The organism is Cuneatibacter caecimuris (assembly GCF_004216775.1).
GTDB lineage: Bacteria > Bacillota > Clostridia > Lachnospirales > Lachnospiraceae > Cuneatibacter > Cuneatibacter caecimuris.
Map to the genome: position 1 here is coordinate 941,469 of NZ_SGXF01000001.1, position 21,148 is coordinate 962,616.

19 protein-coding genes, 2 pseudogenes and 1 other annotated feature are annotated in these 21,148 nt (G+C 48.7%); of the genes and pseudogenes, 6 read left to right on the plus strand and 15 right to left on the minus strand.

Features of this window, described 5'->3' with window-relative positions:
• Positions 1-2 precede the first annotated feature (2 nt).
• The 4 genes from EV209_RS04510 to EV209_RS04525 all read right to left on the minus strand — a co-directional run bounded on the left by EV209_RS04510 (position 3) and on the right by EV209_RS04525 (position 4,765).
• On the minus strand, positions 3-1,535 hold the full coding sequence (locus EV209_RS04510) for an FAD-dependent oxidoreductase (protein ID WP_130433460.1): 1,533 nt from the start codon (positions 1,533-1,535) through the stop codon (positions 3-5).
• 16 nt (positions 1,536-1,551) lie between these two features.
• A complete protein-coding gene (locus tag EV209_RS04515) occupies positions 1,552-2,391 on the minus strand; it encodes a carbohydrate ABC transporter permease (RefSeq protein WP_207220570.1) in 840 nt (279 codons plus the stop codon).
• A gap of 33 nt (positions 2,392-2,424) precedes the next feature.
• A complete protein-coding gene (locus EV209_RS04520; RefSeq protein ID WP_130433462.1) occupies positions 2,425-3,300 on the minus strand; it encodes a carbohydrate ABC transporter permease in 876 nt (291 codons plus the stop codon).
• A 70-nt stretch (positions 3,301-3,370) separates the two neighbouring features.
• On the minus strand, positions 3,371-4,765 hold the full coding sequence (locus EV209_RS04525; RefSeq protein WP_130433464.1) for an ABC transporter substrate-binding protein: 1,395 nt from the start codon (positions 4,763-4,765) through the stop codon (positions 3,371-3,373).
• Between the two features lie 165 nt (positions 4,766-4,930).
• Here EV209_RS04525 and EV209_RS04530 point away from each other — a divergent pair, with 165 nt between their 5' ends.
• The 4 genes from EV209_RS04530 to EV209_RS04545 all read left to right on the plus strand — a co-directional run bounded on the left by EV209_RS04530 (position 4,931) and on the right by EV209_RS04545 (position 9,987).
• Positions 4,931-5,677: a response regulator transcription factor gene (locus tag EV209_RS04530; RefSeq protein ID WP_165388809.1), complete on the plus strand. Its 747-nt coding sequence runs from the start codon at positions 4,931-4,933 to the stop codon at positions 5,675-5,677.
• 14 nt (positions 5,678-5,691) lie between these two features.
• On the plus strand, positions 5,692-7,467 hold the full coding sequence (locus EV209_RS04535; protein ID WP_165388810.1) for a cache domain-containing sensor histidine kinase: 1,776 nt from the start codon (positions 5,692-5,694) through the stop codon (positions 7,465-7,467).
• A 77-nt stretch (positions 7,468-7,544) separates the two neighbouring features.
• Positions 7,545-8,540 carry a choloylglycine hydrolase family protein gene (locus EV209_RS04540; protein WP_243647487.1) on the plus strand — a complete coding sequence of 332 codons (996 nt, stop codon included), beginning with the start codon at positions 7,545-7,547 and terminating at the stop codon, positions 8,538-8,540.
• A gap of 112 nt (positions 8,541-8,652) precedes the next feature.
• Positions 8,653-9,987 carry a RelA/SpoT domain-containing protein gene (locus EV209_RS04545; protein WP_130433470.1) on the plus strand — a complete coding sequence of 445 codons (1,335 nt, stop codon included), beginning with the start codon at positions 8,653-8,655 and terminating at the stop codon, positions 9,985-9,987.
• 49 nt (positions 9,988-10,036) lie between these two features.
• On the opposite strand, the gene EV209_RS04550 is transcribed toward EV209_RS04545, so the two are convergent.
• The 8 genes from EV209_RS04550 to EV209_RS04585 all read right to left on the minus strand — a co-directional run bounded on the left by EV209_RS04550 (position 10,037) and on the right by EV209_RS04585 (position 18,964).
• On the minus strand, positions 10,037-10,720 hold the full coding sequence (locus tag EV209_RS04550) for a YoaK family protein (protein ID WP_243647488.1): 684 nt from the start codon (positions 10,718-10,720) through the stop codon (positions 10,037-10,039).
• Between the two features lie 66 nt (positions 10,721-10,786).
• Positions 10,787-12,493 carry a carbon starvation CstA family protein gene (locus EV209_RS04555; protein WP_130433472.1) on the minus strand — a complete coding sequence of 569 codons (1,707 nt, stop codon included), beginning with the start codon at positions 12,491-12,493 and terminating at the stop codon, positions 10,787-10,789.
• Positions 12,494-12,743: 250 nt separating this feature from the next.
• Positions 12,744-12,983 (minus strand) — a binding site (T-box leader).
• A gap of 78 nt (positions 12,984-13,061) precedes the next feature.
• Positions 13,062-13,919 carry a MerR family transcriptional regulator gene (locus EV209_RS04560; protein WP_130433474.1) on the minus strand — a complete coding sequence of 286 codons (858 nt, stop codon included), beginning with the start codon at positions 13,917-13,919 and terminating at the stop codon, positions 13,062-13,064.
• A 175-nt stretch (positions 13,920-14,094) separates the two neighbouring features.
• The gene (locus EV209_RS04565) at positions 14,095-15,150 is read right to left on the minus strand and encodes a YdcF family protein (protein ID WP_130433476.1); all 1,056 of its coding nucleotides are present in this window, start codon (positions 15,148-15,150) and stop codon (positions 14,095-14,097) included.
• Between the two features lie 417 nt (positions 15,151-15,567).
• Positions 15,568-16,332 carry a class I SAM-dependent methyltransferase gene (locus tag EV209_RS04570; RefSeq protein ID WP_130433478.1) on the minus strand — a complete coding sequence of 255 codons (765 nt, stop codon included), beginning with the start codon at positions 16,330-16,332 and terminating at the stop codon, positions 15,568-15,570.
• Between the two features lie 191 nt (positions 16,333-16,523).
• The gene (locus EV209_RS04575; protein ID WP_130433480.1) at positions 16,524-17,372 is read right to left on the minus strand and encodes a DUF5700 domain-containing putative Zn-dependent protease; all 849 of its coding nucleotides are present in this window, start codon (positions 17,370-17,372) and stop codon (positions 16,524-16,526) included.
• 33 nt (positions 17,373-17,405) lie between these two features.
• A complete protein-coding gene (locus EV209_RS04580) occupies positions 17,406-18,182 on the minus strand; it encodes a nitroreductase family protein (protein ID WP_130433482.1) in 777 nt (258 codons plus the stop codon).
• Positions 18,179-18,964: an EFR1 family ferrodoxin gene (locus tag EV209_RS04585; protein WP_130433484.1), complete on the minus strand. Its 786-nt coding sequence runs from the start codon at positions 18,962-18,964 to the stop codon at positions 18,179-18,181. The genes EV209_RS04580 and EV209_RS04585 overlap by 4 nt, the downstream gene beginning before the upstream one ends.
• A 103-nt stretch (positions 18,965-19,067) precedes the next feature.
• Between EV209_RS04585 and EV209_RS04590 the strand changes: the two genes are divergently transcribed.
• A complete protein-coding gene (locus tag EV209_RS04590; protein ID WP_130433486.1) occupies positions 19,068-19,592 on the plus strand; it encodes a TetR/AcrR family transcriptional regulator in 525 nt (174 codons plus the stop codon).
• Positions 19,593-19,687: 95 nt separating this feature from the next.
• On the opposite strand, the pseudogene EV209_RS17060 reads toward EV209_RS04590, so the two are convergent.
• The 3 genes and pseudogenes from EV209_RS17060 to EV209_RS04605 form a co-directional block, all read right to left on the minus strand.
• Positions 19,688-19,821 (minus strand): annotated as a pseudogene (locus tag EV209_RS17060) (HIT family protein); the annotation flags it as partial.
• Between the two features lie 26 nt (positions 19,822-19,847).
• Complete coding sequence (locus EV209_RS04600; protein WP_130433488.1) at positions 19,848-20,186, minus strand: hypothetical protein; 339 nt, start codon at positions 20,184-20,186, stop codon at positions 19,848-19,850.
• Positions 20,187-20,377: 191 nt separating this feature from the next.
• Positions 20,378-20,803: a DUF3795 domain-containing protein gene (locus EV209_RS04605; RefSeq protein WP_130433490.1), complete on the minus strand. Its 426-nt coding sequence runs from the start codon at positions 20,801-20,803 to the stop codon at positions 20,378-20,380.
• Between the two features lie 192 nt (positions 20,804-20,995).
• Here EV209_RS04605 and EV209_RS17110 point away from each other — a divergent pair.
• Positions 20,996-21,136 (plus strand): annotated as a pseudogene (locus EV209_RS17110) (reverse transcriptase domain-containing protein); the annotation flags it as partial.
• Between the last annotated feature and the right edge of the window lie 12 nt (positions 21,137-21,148).

Genomic DNA, 21,148 nt, shown 5'->3' on the forward strand with positions numbered 1-21,148 from the left:
CCTCATGCCTCCTTTCCTGTAACGGCCAGTCCCAGTTCCTCTAACCGCTCTTCACTGCCCAGGTATACATTCTGCCTCAGCAGCTCCTGCTGCAGCCTCTGTATATCCGTGTTTCTCACCAGTATCCCGCTTTTGGCTGCCAGAGCCGCCGCCGCTCCTGCCGCCTGTCCCAGAGCCATCCCTGCGGACTGATAGCGCAGCATGGTCTGCGGTACTGCAGAAACACTTTTTCCGCTGGCTACCAGCAGATTTTCAATTTTTTCAGGCACCATTACATGGAAAGGGATGTCAACTGTGGCCCGGCTCACAAATTCCCCTGTCTGCCGGAAGTTCATCTGTCTGGGCCGGCAGGCAATCACATCTTCCGCATATATGTCTTCTTCTGAGCTGTCAGCGGATTTCGCATACCGCGGGTCGTCGGTCAGCCCCCGCAGAATATTGTATTCAATATCCGTGCCGTTGGCCGTGGGATCATCCGATGTGATCGCACCGTGCACCACGCGCTCATCTTTGTCAAAAGTCACCTCTCCCTCAATTCCCCGGCTCACCCGGACAGCCAGTTCGTCGGAAATCTGGGCTACATAAGCATGTTCAAAACCAGGTATATTCTGAATCATAAAATCCGCCACATAATATACGGCTTCATGGGCTCTGGCTTCCGCGTCAGACAGAATAAAAGGATCCAGCGACCGGACTCTCCACATCTGTGAATTGACCACCGCAGTATCAGAGCCCTTCATGCCAATGATGCAGCAGGAATCCATGGAGAAAATGTCTCCCAGCTCCTTTTGGAATCTCCCTTCTTGAATGGCGTCCTGAAACAGATCCCAGTCCTCTCCGCCGGAATGGGGAAAATAGAGCACTCCCCGGTTCAGCCATACATCTTCAAATTCCTGAAAATTCTTCATGGCGTCTATACCCACCGGAAATGTTTCCGGGTGGTTTTTAAAGTGCAGATACAGCTCCTCCAGGTCTACATTAGCAAATTTAAACGTTAGCGTGGCCATGCCGCAGGCATATCTGGTGGGCGCGCCTCCTTTGCTTGCCATATCGCATTCCCCGGTGGTATCCACCACCTGTTTTGCAAGGATCAGCGCTCTGCCGTCTCCGGTGTTCACATAAGCGCCCGCGATTTTCTCCCCTTCCATGAAGGGTTCCAGAGCCATGGTCCGGAACAGCACCCTTACGCCGGCTTCCGCCATCATTTCGTCAAATGTAGTTTTCATCTGTTCCGGGTCATGGACCAGCCTGCCGTCAGGAAACTTCCATTCCGGAGTGGCGGCCTCTTTTTTCACCATTTTTTCCATCCATTCCAGGCCCACGCCCTTCATCACCAGCCTGCCGTCCCTGGTCACAAAGTGATTGTACACATTGGAAATCATGCTGGAGCTGGCGATCCCTCCCAGAAACCCGTTCCGTTCCAGCAGGATCACATCCGCACCAGCCTTTGCCGCACCAAGGGCGGCGCCGCAGCCTGCGCACCCGCCGCCGCAGACCAGCACATCAGTCTTTGCTATTATTTTTACTTCTTTCATCGTTGCTCCTCTCTTATCAGGTTTTCATACCTGTAGTGGCAATTCCCTGCACAAAATATTTCTGCATGCAGACGAACAAAATAATCACCGGCAGCAGGCTCACGCAGGACATGGCGATAATGCTGTTCCAGTTTACCACGGAATCCGCGTCAATAGCCAGGCGAAGCCCCAGAGAAACCGGATAGGATTTCACACGGTCAATATACAGCAGCGGATTGAAGAAATCGTTCCAGGTCCATACTGTCTGAAACAGCGCTGCCGAAACAATAGGGGCTTTTGCCAGGGGCAAAATCACCTTTGTGAGAATCTTCCATCTCCCCGCGCCGTCAATATAGGCTGCTTCGTCCAGGTCCTTTGGAATTCCCCGGAAGAACTGCAGCAGCAGGTATGTAAAAAACGGGTTCGCCGCCAGCGCCGCCATCACATAAAAGGGAAGGTAGCTGTTCAGCCATCCAAATTCGTTGAAAAGAATGTACCGCGGAATCATAATGACAGTATTGGGCAGCATCATTGTGGAAAGCATGGCTGTAAACAGCAGCTTTTTTCCTTTGAACTCAAATCTGGCAAACCCGTAGGCCACCAGGCAGGCCGATCCCACGGTCAACAAAACAGTGGGGATCACCATTTTGCAGGAATTAATCAGAAACGTGGAAAAAGGAACCGCGGCCGTGGATTTCCAGCCGTTTAAAAAGCCTTCCACTGTGAAGTCCTCCGGCAGAAGCCGGATAGAAGTAAATATCTCTGAATTTTCTTTAAAGGCCGCGAAAAACAGCCACAGCAGAGGGTAACCCACAATCACTGCCGCCAATGTGACAATCAGGTACATTCCCGCCTTTTTTGTCTTTCTTTTTATCATTTATCTCCCGTTCCTCTCTGATCCCGGGGGCGGTTATTTTTCGTCCCCGTAATAGACCCATTTTTTAGACAATGCGAAAAATACCAGTGTAAAGGTAATGATGACCGCAAACAGAATCCAGGAAAGCGCGCTGGCGTAGCCGATCCTCAGATCCCGGAACGCCGTATCATAGAGGTACAGCGAATAGAGGTAGGTCTGCTTCACCGGTCCGCCTTTGGTGATCAGATAAGCCGGCGTAAAGATCTGAATAATTTCAATGGTCTGCATGATCGCATTGAAAAAGATAATGGGGGAGATCATGGGCAGGGTGATGCTTTTAAAAACCTGAAAGGGCCTGGCCCCGTCGATGCGCGCTGCTTCCGTGAGATCCACAGGCACATTTTTCAGAGCTGCCAGAAACAGCACCATGGGCGCTCCCATCTGCCACAGCGGCAGCAGCATCATCACATACAGCACCAGGTTGGGGTCTCCCAGCCAGTTCGCTCCGCTGATCCCCACCGCTCCCAGCAGCAGATTCAGAAGCCCGTCCTTTTTAAACACATATTTCCACAAAACTGCCAGCGCCACGCTGGAACCCAGAATAGAAGGCAGGTAAAAAATCGTATAGTACACTGCCCGCCCGCGCTTCAGTTTGTTCAGCATCATGGCCACCAGCAGCGCCACCAGCAATTTTAAAGGCACAGAAACAGCAGTATAGAGCAGGGTTTTTCCAAGAGATCCCATGAAGATCTTGTCTTTTGTAAATATATCTATGTAATTCTGCAGGCCTGCAAACTGCATTTTAAACATATCGTAATCTGTAAATGAATAGACAAACGAGACTACAAACGGATACAGCGTCAGAACCAGGAACCCCAGAAGCCAGGGCGCGATAAAACAATACCCCAGGTATTTGTCTTTTTTATACATATGTCTCCCTCTTTCCCCTCTGCCAATTCTGCCGCAGGCAGATGGACCGGCCTGCGGCAGCGTCACAGCTTTATTTCTTTCCCAGCTCAGCCAGAACAGATTCCAGATCCTCTGTCATGCCCTGGGCCGCGTCCTCCGGGGAGGATACGCCATAAATCACCTTCTCCATGTATTCCACAAATACGGCCTTTACAGATGCATTTAATTCATACGCTCCATTTTTCAGAGACAGCGTATCATTGGAAATCTTGATGCCCTGGCTCATCAGATCGCTGAGCATTCCGTTCTTTTCCAGGGCTTCCAGCGCGCTGGCGCTGCCGGGAACTCCCCGGACTGTACCCAGGATCAAAGACGCTTCTTCGCTGTTGATGAACCAGTCTAAAAACTCTGCGGCTGCCTTCTTATGGGCGCCGTCAATATTTTTGTTGATGGCTACCATCAGGGACGGGCAGCACTCCTGGCCGGATACCTTTGCGTCCTGGAACATGGGCATCGCGGTCACGCCGTAATCATAATCGAGACCCGCGATCTCTGTGTCGATGTTGGAGAAAAACAGGAATATCCCTCCGATCTTGCCGTTCAGCCACAGCGGATTATTCTGCATGGAATCATACAGCACTGCTTCTTCATAAGGCTGGGACACCTGTTCAGTAAAGATCTTCATAAAGCTGTCATAAGCTTTCGCCAGCTCTTCCGGCCCAAATCCCAGCGTGAAATCATCCTGCACATCGATTTTGCCGGTAATCTGTTCCAGCATGGGTTTCAGAATATAGCGGAGATAACCGTCTGTCACTGCAGTGGTCATATAGCTCTCCGGATCTTTTTCATGCAGGGCTTTTCCGATCTCCAGGAAATCGTCCCAGGTCTTTACTTCCAGATTGCCCTCTGCGTCGCACCAATCTGCAAGCAGGGTTTTATTATAAAGGAAAACCGTTCCGTTGTACCCGAAGGGCAAGACCATTACCTGCCCGTCTATAGTGCAGTAATCTGTCATCATAGATTCCGGAATCTGCGCAAGGTCAATGCTGTCCTTGTAGTCAGAAAAGTCCGCAAATGCGTCTCCCCTGGCGTACAGTTCCGCCACCCAGCCCTGATCCACCTGGAAAATATCGGGCGCGTTGCCGGAAGCCAGCTGCGTCACCAGTTTTTCATAATATCCGGAAAAACTGGAATATTCCGGTTCGATCTTGATGCCAGGGTTTGCTTTTTCGTAAACTTCGATTGCTTTTAATGTGGCTTCGTGCCTCGCGTCTCCGCCCCACCAGGAAAACCTGAGGGATAATTCCCCTTCCTGACCGCCGGCTTCTGAAGTCTTATCATTTCCGTCTTCTGTCGTCCGTTCTTCCGTGGTCTTCACAGTATTTTCCGGCGCTTTTGTCGTTTTGCTGTCCGGTGTGTTCCCGCAGGCTGCCAAAGTCGTTCCCAGCACTGCTGCCATCAATACAGCTAATCCCCTTTTTCTCATCGTATACCTCCTTTTGCGGCATTTGTATTCTGTTGACTAAATTCTAGCATTTTCATCATTTTCCGCACAGTTCTTTCCATTGACAAAACTTATCATCATATGCTAACATTGGGCAAAAGGTATCTTTATATGACATATCGTTTCATTAAAAGGACAGGTGAGCGCATGTATTCCTTGATTATTGCAGAAGATGATGATAATATCCGAAGTGGGCTGGTTCATTTGTTTCCCTGGGAAGAAACGGGATTCACTGTGATCCGGGATTTTTCCAACGGGCAGGCAGCCTGGAATTACATAAAAGAGCATCCTGACACCACGGCAGTCCTCACTGATGTGAGGATGCCGGTGATGGACGGGCTGGAGCTGACCCGAAGGCTTTTTGAAAATTTCCCGGATATTCAGGTATTTCTGATTTCCGGCTATCAGGATTTTACTTACGCCCAGACCGCCCTGCGCTACCATGTCAGGGATTTTCTGGTCAAGCCGCTGCGCCATCATATGCTGATGCTCACTTTCCTGAAGCTGAAGGAGGAGCTGGACAGGATATGCGCCCCTGCTTCAGAAACGGAGCGCTCCAACCAGTATTATGACCAGATTATCCGCGCTGTGAAAGCCTATGTGATGGACCATCTGCGGACAGCCACCCTGGAGGAAGCCGCATTTCTGACCCATTTAAGCAGCAGCTATCTGTCCCGCCTGTTCCGCGGGCAGACCGGCCAGTCTTTCTCTGACTACCTGCTGCAGAAGCGTATGGAACGGGCCTGTTCCATGCTGACTGATGCGCGTCATAAAATCTACGAGATATCAGATGCCATCGGCTATGACAATCCTAAGAACTTTTCCCGGGCGTTCCGGAATTACTACCACCTATCTCCCAGGGAATACCGTGAAGGGGGCGGAAAACTTCCATGATCAAACACAATCATATGCAGCAGAAATATTTCTTCCGTCAGCTGGTACACCATCTGATCATCATCACTCTGCCGGTCCTGATACTGGGCTGCCTGCTGACCATGTACTACCGCGGCCGCCTGCAGAAAGAGCTCTCCGTCTATGCGGAACGGTCCAAGAATTATATACTTTACAATGTCACCGATGTGCTGAATACCTTTGCCGAAGAAACGGCGCTGTTTTCCACTACGCCCACTATGGCCCTGTCCATCTACAGGCTTCTGAACGAGCAGTCCCTGGATTACAGAAATAATGTCTACCGTTCTCTGATCCCCACGATTATCAGCACCACTTCCAATATCAGCGCCTATGTAGATTCTGTTTATATTTACTACGATAATCCCTATGGAAATTATTTCAGCAGCTCCAAAAGCTATACCTCTATTGATGCGCCCAACAGCACGGACAGCCAATGGCTGGACCTCTACCTCAGCGCCCCTTCAGAGATGAAGCAATGGCTTGCATTAAGAAATGTACGAAATTATTCCTTCGAAGCAGAAACCGCAACTGTTTCTGTTTTTCGCCGCTTTGACTATCTGAGCGGCGTGATGGTTCTCAATCTCAACGCAGGCAGGCTGGCTCACATGCTGGATTCCAGCCAGATTTATCAGGGATCCTGCACTCTGGTTGCAGATCCTCAGGGTAACGTTCTCTTCGGCAGCCCCGGCTGGGAAAACCAGCTGGAGGAAAAGTCCGTCCCCAAACAGCTCCTGCAGCCGGCAGGAAAGAGTGAATCCCCTTATGAATCCGCTTCTATCGCCGGAATAGGCTATGTCTATTATACTTCTGAAATACCAGATTATGGGCTGGTAATGATTTCCTTGCTCCCCACATCCGAGGTGTTCCGGTCTGTGCACACCATGGTTCTGGCTTTCACTGTGATCATCCTGTTCAGCATCCTCCTGAGCATCAGTCTCAGCTGGACCGGAACGCTCAGCAATTTCCGCCAGCTGAACAATCTGCTGGAGCTGTTCTCTCTGGCGGAACAGGGACGCGAGCTTCCGGCCAGCGTTCATCCGGTGGCCCGCAATGAATATGATTTGATTTTCAACAATATTGTTTCTACGTTTGTCTCCAATAATCTGCTGAAGCTGAATCTGGCAGCGTCAGAGGTGCGGCAAAAAGACGCCCAGCTGGCCGCGCTGCAGCTGCAGCTGAACCCTCATTTTATCTTCAATACTCTGCAGACCCTGGATCTGGAAATCCTGAAAGCACAGCCGGAGGGACAAAATGCCAGCCTGCTGGTGCACAACCTTTCCGATATCCTGAAATATTCCCTGGCCAACACCTCCCGGCTGGTCTGCGTCCGGGATGAAATTGAAATCTGTAAAACCTATGCGGAAATACAGAAGCTGCGCTACAAAAATCCGTTTATACTTTACTGGGATTATGACGAAGACGTGCTGGGAGCTCCCATCATTCACCTGGTGCTGCAGCCATTGCTGGAAAACAGCCTGCACCACGGGATCAAAGAGCTTCCCCGTAAAGGGCTGGTTAAAATAAAGATTTACCGCAGGGAAGGGAAGATTCATGTGTACGTCATAGACAATGGAACAGGGATTTCAGCGGACCGGCTGAAAGTCCTTCGCCGGGACCTGCGGCGCCAGGATCTGTCAGATAACTCTCACATCGGAATCTACAATACGAATCTGCGGCTGGTTCTGACTTACGGCCCGGAGGCAGCTGTGAGAATCAGCAGCAGAAAAGGGCGTGGAACTATAGTTTCTTTCAGTTTCCGGACGGATGCATAAATTGTTTCTTTGGGTAATAGAGATAAGTAAAATACTGCCTGCCGCAGGCGGAAATGAGGCGAATAATGTGCACTGCCATGATGTTAAAAACAGCTCAGGGTGAAACCTTCTTTGGACGGACAATGGATTTTTCCTATCTTCTCGAACCTCAGCTTTTTGTCTCCGCCGCAGGCTGCGAGTGGGACAGCGTCCTCAAAACTTCCAGAATCCGGGACCGTTATTCCTTTATTGGTATCGGGCAGGATATTTCCCAGATCGCTTTTGCAGACGGGGTTAATGAAGCCGGGTTTACCGCAGCCGCCCTATATTTCCCCGGTTATGCCCATTATTCCTCCAAGGGGGCGGGCAGTATTTCTGTTGGTTCTATTGATTTAGTCCGCTTTCTGTTGGGCTCATGCTCTTCTGTCGAAGAGGCCCGCAGGCTTCTTCCAACGGTCCGTATCATTGGAATCGAGGATTCTGTCACAAGGTCAGTGGCTCCGCTCCACTGGATTCTCGCAGATCAAACGGGCAAGTGTCTGGTGGTGGAGCAGACGAAAAGCGGCATGCACCTCTTTGATAACCCGCTGGGCGTCCTGTCCAACAGCCCGGACTATCCCTGGCATGTGGAAAATCTCCGGAATTATATGGACGCTTCCCCGGAACAGCCCTCTCAATCTCTCTGGGGAAGTTTTGCCCTCGCTCCTTTCGGCCAGGGTGCCGGCACTTATTGTCTTCCCGGAGGCTACACGCCTCCCGCACGTTTTGTCAGAACCGCGTTTCAGAAAGCGCATGTCCCGGCTCCTGCCGATTGCAGGGAAGCAGTCAACACATGTTTTCACATTATGGAAAGCGTTTCAATCCCAAAGGGGATTGTGGTAACTGACAGAGGAACCTGTGATTTTACTCAATACACAGCATTTATCAATACTTATGAAATTAAATATTACTTCAGAACTTATGATCATTTCCGTATCAGTACCGCCGGACTCACCAGGGAATCTGTCTTCCAGGCAGATAAAATTAAAAGACCAGTCTCCCTGGGAAAGCTGGCCCACATTAATGAGTTCAATGAATTTCCGCCTTTATCTTAATATACGTCAGAAAGACGAAATATCAGGAAAAACATTCCACGCCGCTGAAATGACTTCCATTAACAGGCAAAAAATGATATAATAGAACGATCAATGACAGGAGGCGTGCGGGATGGATTTAATCAGTCAGTTCATGGAAAATTACAAAAAGAAAATATCCTTTTACGAAACAGCCGGACGTCTGGCTGCCAGTCAGGTGGAGTCTGCCCTTCAGGCAGCAGGTATCCGCGCCATGGTGACCTCCCGGGCTAAAAACCCGGTCAGGCTCAAGGTCAAAGTCCTGCGCCGCAACGCGGAGCGCATCATTCCCTACAAAAATATGAAAGAAATCTACGAAGATATCGCAGATCTCTGCGGCGTAAGAATATCGCTGTATTTCCCGGGGGACCGCGGAAAGGCCGGCGACCTGGTACAGGATCTGTTTCAGGTCCAGGAAATCCGGCGGTTTCCTGAACAGTCCAAAACGCCCACTTATAACAAGCGGTTTTCCGGCTACTGGGCGACCCATTACCGGGCCCATCTCAAAGAAGATTCTCTGAACAGGACTCAGCAGAAATTTGCGGGAGTCCGGATTGAAATCCAGGTTGCCTCCCTTCTGATGCACGCCTGGTCTGAGGTGGAGCATGATCTGGTCTATAAACCAATGCAGGGAAATCTTTCCGACGAGGAGCTGGCCATCATCGATGAACTGAACGGCCTGGTACTGACGGGCGAAATTGCCCTGGAACAGCTCCAGCTGGCAGGCAACAAACGGGTTATCAACAAAAACGCCACTTTCAGCAGCCAGTATGATCTGGCTTCTTATCTGTACAATTACCTCAGCAGCAATTTCCGCCGGGAAGACGTGGAACTGCGCATGGGTAATATTGAGCTGCTCTTCAAGCTGATCAGCCGGCTGCAGATGAACAGCGTAAAGGAGATTGAACCGGTACTGAAATCCGTGAAATTTGAAAAAGACCGCCGGAATATATCCCAGCAGATTATCGATCAGATCATTACCGGCAGTGAAAAACGGTATAAAACTTATCAAGAGCTGCGCAGCGGCGGCGTAAAGGCCGAAAAGACTGCCGCCCGCGCTGTCAGCAGCTTTTTTGCAAGCTGGGTTCCCCTGGAAGCTCTGCTTAACCGGCTTACATACCGCAATTCCCCAAAAACGCGGGGCGCTTTCAACATTAATACGCTTAAAAGAATGGGGATTCTGAAGCAGGACTGCATCAGCCAGATCGCCTCTCTGCGCAAACTTCGCAATGTGCTGATCCATGATATAGAGATTCCGGCGCCGGAGGAGATTCTGAAACGCGCCGAGGAAGCCCGGGAACTTCTTGAGAGGCTGACCGAGGAATTGTCCGGCGAGATTCGGAGAAAACCTGCCGATAGCGAAGATGGGTTTGTTTCCTCGCCATCTGATATGCCAGAGCATTCAAATCAACAGGGGAACAGAGAATAATTACCCTCTGTTCCCCCGGCCTTCCAAATATACTGCTGTTCAAAAAACATCAGAAGTCTTCTGTCCCTTCTCTTATAAACATCAGCACAACCCCTACAGTGAGAAGCCCCGCCGCCGCCCAGATCGCTGGTTCCCTGAGCCAGATGCCGGCCAATGCTCCCCCTGCCGCGCCAACGGCAAAGATAAAGATCACCAGAAAATAATGCATGCTTTTCTTCATCAGCTGCCTGTCCCTGGTGATATGATATCTGCAGAGCAGTTCCATGGCGCTGCGCATATTGCCGATACACATGGTGGTAGCGCAGGGAATTCCCCTGAATTTCCGGAAACTGTTCACCTGCATAGCGCAGGCGAAAGACATCATTGCATTTGCTTCCATGTTGAACGCTTGGGGGAGAAAGCCTACAATTACCATCAAAATGCACTCTGCCAGAAGCACAATCTGTCTCCAGTGGATTTTTTCGTTATTCCTGCACAGATGGCGGACCCATTCTGTCACATATACGCCCAGGAGAAAAGCGGCCAGCGGCACCAGATAGCGCAGGGCTGCGCCCAAATTCCCCTGGGCCAGATTCTGACCCAGCAGCACAATATTGCCTGTCTGGGCATTTGCAAATACTTTTCCCCTGCAGTTATAAGAATAAGCGTCCTGAAAACCGCCGGCCAGTGTAAGGAATACTGCCAGCGCCATGGATTCCGACATCTGCCCTTTTGCTCTGAGTTTTGTCATCATGCTGCTCTCTTTCCTTTTCCAGCTTGCGATTTAAAATAAAGAGTCAGGCATCCCGGCTGCTATCTGTCAGTTTGCAGGCTCCCCTGCCTGCTGTTTTCCTGACTTTTCGGTCAGCTTCTTGATTCCCTGCAGCGCAACGATCACGCCCAGAATGAGCAGAAGAACCGCGAAGATCAGCTGCAGCGTATTGCCAAGGCTCAGGCCAGTGCTCATAAGCGCGTTGCTCAGCTTGTATATCGTCATTCCCAGGGCAGTAAAGGTTACGGCCATCATAAAGACCATGGGAATCCACAGCATTGCGCCCTGACGCTTTGTTTTCTTCAGGAATACCGCACAGGCAACCAGCGCCAGCACAGACAGAAGCTGGTTGGCTGAACCAAACAGCGGCCAGATTTCCGCATATCCCACTTTCGCCAGCAGATATGCCAGTACCAGGGTAATCACTGTGGCAAAATATTTATTGGTCACCACTTTCTGGAACATGGTCATATTCTTTTCATCCACATCATCATCCAGGAAAAATTCCTGGAAAGAAAGCCTGCCGACTCTGGCTACAGAATCCAGAGAAGTCAGCGCAAAAGCGGAAACCGCCAGGTTAATCAGCGTATAGACCATCTCATGAGGCAGGCCCGCCGCAGAAAGGAAGTTGGCGATGGCTCCCGCAAAAATCTGCGGCTGCGTTGTCAGCCCCTGGGCCGCTGCTTCCCCTTTTGCAAATGACGCCACCGCAATCAGAGCAATTACACCCAGCATTGTTTCCATCAGCATAGCTCCGAAAGATACCGGAAGCATATTTTTCTCATTTTTAATCTGCTTAGAGGCAGTACCGGAAGAAACCAGGGAATGGAATCCGGAAACGGCGCCGCAGGCAATGGTTACAAATAAAATCGGAAACAGATACTGCCCATCCACGTTGAAGCTGGTAAACGCTTCCAGATTGCACTGGGGGTTTGCCACAAATACGCCCACTACCGCGCCCACAATCATGAAAATCAGCAGATAGCTGTTCAGGTAATCTCTTGGCTGAAGCAGCGCCCACACCGGAACTACACAGGCAATCAGTATGTAAATAAAAATAATAATATGCCACACATTTCTGCTCAAAAGCACAGGGAAATTCATGCCCAGCGCCACTGCGCCCACAAGCATCAGAACAGCGATTCCTGTATTGATCCATTTGGGCAGCTTTCCGTATTTCAGTATGCAGCCCAGCGCGACAGCTTCCACGATGAAAATCAGGGAAGTCATGGCTACCGCACCGTTGGTGGCAGAAGAGGCCACTGCGCCGGAAGCGTCAGTTACAAAACCATTGAACGTTCCTGCAACTACATCAGCAAACGCTGCGACTACCAGGATACAGAACAGCCAGCAGAAAAGCAGAAACAGCTTTTTTCCCAGTTTTCCAATATATTCCTCAATAATATAACCGATTGTGCGGCCTTTATTTTTCACGGAAGCGTACATGGAAGCAAAATCCTGCACAGCGCCGAAAAACACGCCTCCGATCAGCAGCCACAGCAGCACAGGCAGCCAGCCGAAAATCGCCGCCTGGATCGGGCCGTTAATCGGGCCGGCTCCCGCAATTGACGCGAATTGATGGCCAAACACCACATTCGTATCTGCAGGCACATAGTCCACTCCATCCTCCAGTTCATAGGCCGGCGTTTTGGCCTTCGGGTCGATTCCCCATTTTTTAGCCAGGTAGCGCCCATATATAAGATAAGCGCCTCCCAACACCACGATGGCGATCGCCATCATCATAATTCCATTCATCCTACATTCTCTCCTCCCTTTTAGTCACAGCCGGAATATCTGAAAATGAGCAGTGCATCCCCCCGGAGGGGGTTTTCACAGGAAACATAGTTTCCATGAACAATTAAGAGTCCGGCTCCCCGGACTCCCGCGCCGAAGCGCGGTCGCTTTAGCGGCCATATTCCCTTAGCGCGTAGTGCGCATCCCCCCGGAGGGTTTTTCATAGGAAACATAGTTTCCTATGAAAAAAACGTCCCTGCAGTTTTTCAACTGCAGAGACGAAATACGCTTCCGTGGTACCACTCTGCTTGCTGCACATCCGCAGCCGCTCTTCGCTGTCTTCAAACAGCATCTCTTTTAACGGGGAGAACCCGTCCTGGCCTACTTGTTACTACACGTTCAGCAGGATGCTCCCAGGTGATGTTACATAGGTGTCCATACCGCCTTTCACCTTCCGGCGGCTCTCTGAAATGAGACTGCCTGTGCAGCGTATCCCGTTCTCAGCATTTCCATTTGTGCTATTAACGTTTTACCACTTTAGCTTTAAAAAATCAAGGGTTTTTTGCACAATAATAAATTTTTTATAAACTTAATCTCCAAGTTTTCCATAAAAGGATTCCACAGCTTCTGCAAAGAATTCAGCAGTTCCCGGCCCATATTGTTCATCCAATGCTGCTCTCATCTTCTCCTCATCCCTGTAGGAAGCCGCCACTTCCAACAGCAGCGTTTTTTCATCCTGCAGCTGATACAGCTGTCCAAATACAAAGCCATATTCGCCAATGATTTCCTTTACTTCAAAGGAATCCGCATCCCTGCCCCTCTTCCGTGCCAGCTTCTTCATCACTGCATCCAGGCGCTTCTGGTAAGTTTCAAGCAGCTCCGCGCCCGGCGGGTTTGCCGCAGAATCCAGAGCGCTTTCCTTATCCCCATACCATTCTATCATTTTGCTGAAATTTTTCTGTGCCTGTTCTCCCAATGCGCGATCCGTATAGTGCTGATGAAATTTTTCCATATCTCCGTATTCTTCTGCAATAGCCCGCTTTGTTTCTTCTGTCATGTTGGAGACCATTGCCTGATACAGCCCCTCAATATCCTCTTTGTCAAATACTTTAAAATCCATCCTGTTCTCTCCTTTCAGAATATCCTCCATGCTGGAAATCAGCCTTTCAAGGCGCTCTTTCTTTTGTTCCAGCATCCTCTTCTGACTCAGCAGAATCTGGTTTCTGTCAAGATCAGGATTTTCCATGATGGCTTTGATTTCCTTCAGCGGCATATCAAATTCCCGGAAAAATAATATCTGCTGCAATGTTTCCAGGGCCTTACCGTCATAAAGCCGGTATCCCGCCTCACTCACTGCCGCAGGCCTGAACAGCCCGATCTCATCGTAATAATGAAGCGTGCGCACGCTGATACCTGTGATTTCTGATACTTCTTTTACCGTTCTCATCCTGGGAACCTCCTGTTCCTGATGGCTTTAGTGTAGGCCATGACGCAGCGTGAGGGTCAAGTGTTTTTCTGATTTTTCCAGGAGTTTTTTCAGTTTTGGAAAAGGCAGTCCCCGGCATGCCGTGAGGAAATGTGCCAGGGAACTCCGGTCCCCAGGGCATCAGAATCCCTCCTTATCACATAGAAATCACGTATAAAATTATTGATACAATCATGCACAGCAAAAAGACTCCCCCTGCCGCGGCAATACAGTTCTTTTTGTGCATGACCAAATATGCGATATACTCCCGCAGGACAGCATTAGGCAAATAATAAAATGCAGTTTTCCCGCCTATTCCGCCCATGAGCATCCCGGCCCGCCTGGCGTAAATCCCGGCCCGCAGCAGATGATAGCTGCTGGTCGCATAGACGCACCTGTAAGGTTTTCCTTCGCTGTGTTCTTCCATAATCTCTCTGGAAAACTTCATATTTTCTGCAGTATTCCCGGACTGGTCCTCCAGCAGAATCCGGCTCTCATCATAGCCCTGTTCCATAGCATATTCTTTCATGGCCTCCGCTTCTGAAAGAGGTTCGTCTTCCCCTTGGCCTCCGGACATAATCAGCAGCGGAGGTTTCCGCCCTGTTTTGCTCTGCTTCCAGGCAAATTTCAGGGCAGCATCCACCCTGGCCGCCAGCAGGGGCGTAACTTTCCCGTTCTTCAGCCCTCCTCCCAGCACAATAATATAATCCGCTCTTTTCCGCGGACGGAATATATTGTGCAGCAGCAACGTTTCCATAAATAAAAAAACATGGAACGCGAAAAACACGACAACGCCCAGTACGCCTGACCACAGGGCTGCAGCCACAGGCGAAAGACGCAGCCTCCCAATATAAGCGGCCGCAGCTATAAATCCAACGATCCCAACTGCAAACAGCAGCGTCAATATATGGGAAAGCCTGAACTTTTCTCTCTTCAGCATTATGATACTGTTTCCTATGAGAAAAGCGATGAGAATATAAATCCCGAACAAAAGGAGCACTGCAGCAAGCAGGGCAATACCTGCCAGGAGCACATAAGCCCACTCGCTGGAATCCTTCAGCCCCAGCAGCAACAGCAGCGTCCCAAATGTGCCCAGGAATAAACAAAACAGGAATCCTGCCCCCAGCCCTGTATTGGTTTTCTTTTTTACTGCCCAGAATATTCCCAGCCAGAATAGTGATATGAAAAATAATGTCAGATACACCGTCTCCATATAAGCCGCCTCCTTCCCATGTTTACTCTGTCTCTGAAATGCAGTATGTCCTAAGATCAGCCTCAGGATTCTTCCAAAGTAATAATTGCCTGTTCCTCCAATACAGCACAGGCAGAATATATGCTCACATTATAGCTCCTGTTTTATTTTATGTAAAGTGAAATACGAATAAAGCGGTCTTCCGGAGCCATGACAATCATTGCCCAGAGACCGCTTATATCTTATATAGTTATAGATTATAATCTGGCTGGCCGTGACAGTTCTGCTTCATCAACAGCTTATCACATCCCTTTTCTAATGCAGCGTTCAAAAATCAGGATTGTCTGCTCTATTGTCGCATTTGATCCCACTGCCGAGAAACTGCTGCTAGTGCTTGTTACATTTTTTCCCACCTCATTTGTAAAAAAGTCAATATGTTTATACCTTCCTCACAACCAGCAGAAACCTGTGAATCCTTCCATCAATTACCCCGCGCCGTTCCAGCACTTCCTGGGCCCGGTACAAGCCAGGCAGGCAATCTATTACAGAAAATCCCGGAAATTCCCATTGGATAATACGAGCAAACCAGACAAGTGCGCCTACATCCCAGAACTTGATCGGGCGGTACACCTCCTCCGCCCGTAAAGTAACAAATCCGGCTGATTCAAACTTCTCCTGCACAATTTTTAAAAACTGTTCCGGAAAGGGAAGAGGCAGCGTCTCCTGCAGCAGCAATTCAACCAGTTCCCGGTCATTTTCCGCGCCCACCTGTTCTGTGATAAAAAAGCCGCCAGGCTTCAGCACCCTCCGGATTTCATTTGCATTAAAATCTCCATGGCGGTTGATCACCATGTTAAAAGACTGGCTGCGAAAAGGCAGTAAACCGCCGCCGTCCGCCTGCCTGAAATCCACCCCCAGCGGGATCAGTTTGTTCCCGCACAGTTCCACGTTCGGCGGATAGGCTTCAGTGGCGCTTAAATTCTGATGGGGATGGCCCAGGGAGAGCAAAAACTCTGCGCCGCCTGTATCAATATCCAGCAATTTCATGTCAGGCGTCAGAAATTCTTTCACCACCTGGCCGTAATCCCAGGGCAGATCGTTTTCTTCTTCATATCTCCCCCTTATGTGAGAAAAATCCCATCCATATATATGCGCTGCTTTTTCTTCCTCCAGCCACTTATTCAATAATTCATCTCTATTCATTAATTAACTACTCCTTTTCGTATTTTTGATTTCTTACGATTCGGTGCAGTTACTGATAACATAAATATTCATAACCTCGATGCAACCTGTTATCAGATTTAAAACTGCACCGAGTAATTACCTCGAACAAACTGCATATGCATTCACCGCCTTTCCATCTCTATTATATAAAATCATTTCTATTGGGTCAATCAATGAAAAACGTTTTTATCCTGATACACAGCTTTCTGCGCAAACCCTCTGAACCCTGCGGCATATACCTCCTGAAGCGCCTGTATTCCGCCACTCTGCCGCAAATCCGCCAGATAAAGCATGCCGCACATGCAGGCAAATTTTTCATTGTACTTCCCACAGACAGCCTCGTCCAGTTTTCTATTCTGTTCTACAGGCTCTCTTTCTGCCAGGGCCTCTTTCATTCTTTGGCTGTTTTTTCTCCAAACCTCAGCCAATTTGTCATCTTTCCAAGAAATCTCAGAAATATTTTTACCCTTGTATGAGACCAGATGCGCAAAACCTTCGTCAAAAGTCACGGCGTCCAGTTTTGTCAAATAATCCCCGCTCGCCAGAGCATTTTCCAGCTGTTCTGCCTGCTGATAAAGCAGCACATGGCACAGTTCATGGGTTAACAGGTTCTGAACCAGCTGTGAAAGGTCATAATTTTCTAAATATTTTGTCCAGCAAACCAGGTCAAAAATCATGTGCTGATTTCCAGACGTATCGCACAACGCTGTAGCGTCGTAGGGTTCGGGAAGGCCGACGATTAAATCCAGAGCAGACTCTTCCAGCGCCGCCCTCCAATCATGAAACAGAGCGTCCCAGATTTCCACATTCCCGGGCGTAAAGTTTTTCACTGAAGTGCATATTTCATCATACACCTGTTTTACTTTCTCCTTCATAACGGCGCTGTTCTCCGGTTCAGTAAAGATATTCTTACCTGCGGCTTCCGCTATCTCTGAACGGGTAAAGTACCATTCCTCTCCGCAGCCAGTCAACTTCCTCCCTTCCAGATACGCTTTCACAATATGGTCATCAATCTTCATTTCATGATCTCCTCGCAATTTTTCCCTGTGCTCCTACATTCTTCTCACAGAAGCCCTTTCCTTTTGCACCGTCCGATAATAGGTCACACCGGAATACCCCAATACCAAAGTGGTTACCGCTTTCTCTCCTCTCCTAAGCCCCAGCATCCTGCGAAGCCGCCGTGAATGGTTTACCGCCATGGAGAAAAATCCGCTGTACAGCACGCCCAGGCCGCAGGCTTCCGCCATCAGCTCCATATTCGCTGCAGCCAGTGCGCCGTTAACCTGATTCCGGGCGACTATCACAATTGCAGCAGGAGCTTTCTTAAAGAAAAAATGATCATCAACAGCTACTCGCCTGGCCGCCGGATTGAACAGCTTCATAACTGGCTGCAGCCGCCTGAATAATCGGACAGCCGGTTTTTCAAAACGTTCTATGTTTTCTGATAATACAATATAAGAAACATCCTGGGCATTCCCGCCCGTGGGCGTCAGGCGCCCCGCCTCAATAATCCGGCTGATAATTTCCGGAACTACCGGACGGTTTTTAAACTGCCGGATACTTCTTCTGGTTCTGATCGCGCCCAGCAGCTCCTGATAATCCAGCCGTACAGGCTTATCAATCTCTTCCGGCTGCATGTCAAACCCGGTTATAGATACCGCGGCCCTGGGACAGACCGCCACACAATGCCCGCACATTATACAGTCCTGTGTCACAATCTTTGCCTTTTTGTTTTCCAGTACAATATTTCCTGTGGGGCAGTCCTTCCTGCAAAGTCCGCAGCCAATACATTTTTCAGGATCAATCTGAATGGTATGTTCTTTTTTCATCCCCTCCCGCCTCCTCCGTTCTGATTCAGAGAATCGTCCATAATATAATAACGCCTGCGTTCTTTTGTATTGGATTTATAGTCAATCGCGCCTGTGGGGCACCCGCCGATACACGCCATGCAATGGGTGCAGTTCCCCTTCCATACCGGTTTGCCCTCTTTCAGATCAATGTTGTTCATTGGACATCTCATCGCACATTTTCCGCAGGAAACACAGCTTTCTGAAACTGTAAATCCTTTATCGCGTACAATAAACTTATAGAATAATGGGTTGACCGGGCCGCTTTTTATTCTATCACCAAAGGATACTGCTGCTGCATCCAGTTTTTCCCCGGCTTTTATCTGTTTCGCCAGCAATGCAACACATCTTCCCGCGTTTTCCATCATGACCCGGGACTCTGGCTCGCTGGGCGTGGGATATAAAGCCAGATAGTTCTCCGGCATCATTACCGGAGCCAAACCGCAAAACCGCAGGCCCTTTTTCTCACATAATTTTTCTGCATACGCCGCCGCATTTCCGCAGCTGCCTCCGCAGGTCAGTACAAAATAGGTATCCCGGCCCGCCGGAAAGCTGCTTTCCAAAATCCAGTGTTCTACGCTTCTGGGCAGCCTCCAGCAATAGGTGGGCGCCACAAATACCAATGGTCCCTGGGACTGAACATCTATTTTCTTTCCGTTTTTCAGATATTGGTTCATAGAAACCACTTCATCATCTGCAATGAGCTCTGCCAGCCGCAGCGCCGCCCACTGGCTGTTTCCGGTTCCGCTGAAATATAAAACCATGGTACCCTCCCCTTGACATAAAATTTATTTTATGATACATATTGTATCATACAAAATTTCATTGTCAACTGCAGGCCCGGGACAAAAACAGGAGAAATGTATCATGGACAAACAGAAGATAGTAAAGCAGACCGTAAAAGACCGTTTGCTGCATGCGCTGATTGAATTTGCCGGAAAGAAAGACTGGTCCACTCTGACAGCGACTGAACTGATTGAAAAGTCCGGCGTTGCCCGGGCGTCCTTTTACCGTAACTTCAAATCCGTAGAAGAGATCATTGAATATGGAATTCAGGAGATGGCCAGATGTTATCATGGAGGAAAAACTTTTTCTGAAGAAGATTTTCACAGCAGAGAAGTGATGCTCTATAAATTTACATTTTACCAAAAATATGCAGACCTCATTCTGGCATTCCACCGCGCCAAGGTTTCCACCACCCTGCTGGACGTGATCACGGACTGTGAGATCGAGGCCTTCGGAGATATGCCGGTTCATTCCATTTCCAGATATGAGCTGTACTTTTTTTCCGGCGCATTTTATAACATGATGCTTTGCTGGCTGGAAAGCGGCGCAAAAGAAACCCCGGAAGCAATGGCGGACGAGTTTTTACGCATTGTCGGTTCCCGCTGACTGCCGTCAACGGTTATTCTTTGAGGAGAACGCCTTTTCACCTCAGTAATTTATCCAGTTCTGCATTCAATTTAGCTTTCAACTTATTAAGCTCTGAGGAAAAGTGTGTATCCTTTTATACGCTGGTGATCTCCAATCACCACATATCCTGTATTTAATTCTCTGACAAAATACGGGTTTTTTCGTTTCTGATTCAGCCAATTCTTTCGCAGACCATGCAATTTTCCATATTGTCCTCCATTATTTCAATGTGTTTTAAATAGCCGGTTTTCTGCGGCCTGCATCCATCCGGCAGATACCTTCCGGCCTGGAAAGCGCTTTTTCAAAGAAAGCCTTAAAACTCAGCTCAATGGCCGATTGGTCCACAGACAAGGAATTCAGCGGAAATCCGGCTGCACGCTTATGATGAGGCCTACTGACCAGCAGAAATGGCTCTGTCATCAGGGACTCGTCCATGCCGGAAAAACAGGTAGTCTCATCCAGGATAAAATAAATAGCGTTTCTGTACCTTCCTACTAACCGATTCTGGTGCCTCCCTGCCAGATCAGAAAAATATTGTATCATTTCTTCATCTGTCAATTCCTTTCCGTTCACTCTTCTCGTATGAGTTCCAGGCTATAGGGAATCCTCTAAATTATCAAAGTATAATCCGCTGTCGCAGGAAAAACAGGCATAGAGAACGCTTCATAATACGCTTTTGCTTTTATTTCAGCATCTTCTCCTTCTCATACCAATCACTTTCTGATTCTGAATTCTTTTTATTTTTGTCCTGTTAAATCGCCTGATTATTCATTACCACAGCAGCTATTTTCATGGCATTCACTACATTCTTTATCATGAATGGAAACGATACCGCCACATTGGGGGCAAGTATATTTTGCTTTCTGCTGTTCCATAAAGCACTCTAAGCCATGCGCTTGGACAAAACAACTATTTTTCATCAGGCTTGATTGATACCGTTTGTTATAACTTTTCTCAAGGTTTTTAATCAACTTGCATGGATGCTCTGGGCATTCAAAGCAATAGGACAGAGATTTTTCTCTAATACAGTCTTTGATTTTACATTTGCGACAATGTTCCGGTTTACCTTTATCGTTGTTCAAGCAACCTGCACACGGCTTTTTGTAGCAGCAGTGCTTATAACAAACTTTACAATTCATTCCACAGGGGGCAAACATAATCGTATCAATATTTTCCTTGGGCATTTTCATAATTTGTTTGCTCCTGTCGAAACATATATGCTGCTGAACCGGTGCTGAAAAGAAGCGGTCAAAGCGTGGATTGGCCACAAGTCATTGTACTTATATTCACTATACCTCATTTTGCATTGGATGTCAAAAGGTGGGACCCGACGAAGTCTGCGGCAAAACAGAAATATCCTTAAAAACTACGTTACCAGCAATATACGAAGAAAAGAAATACCGACCCCCTATGGAAAAACACGCCCTCTGGGTATTCCCTGCATATGGGATAGGCTTATTCAGCAGGGTATTCTGCAAGTGCTTGAGCCGATATGTGAAGCGCAATTCTCCGAAGCCAGTTTTTGATTTGGACCG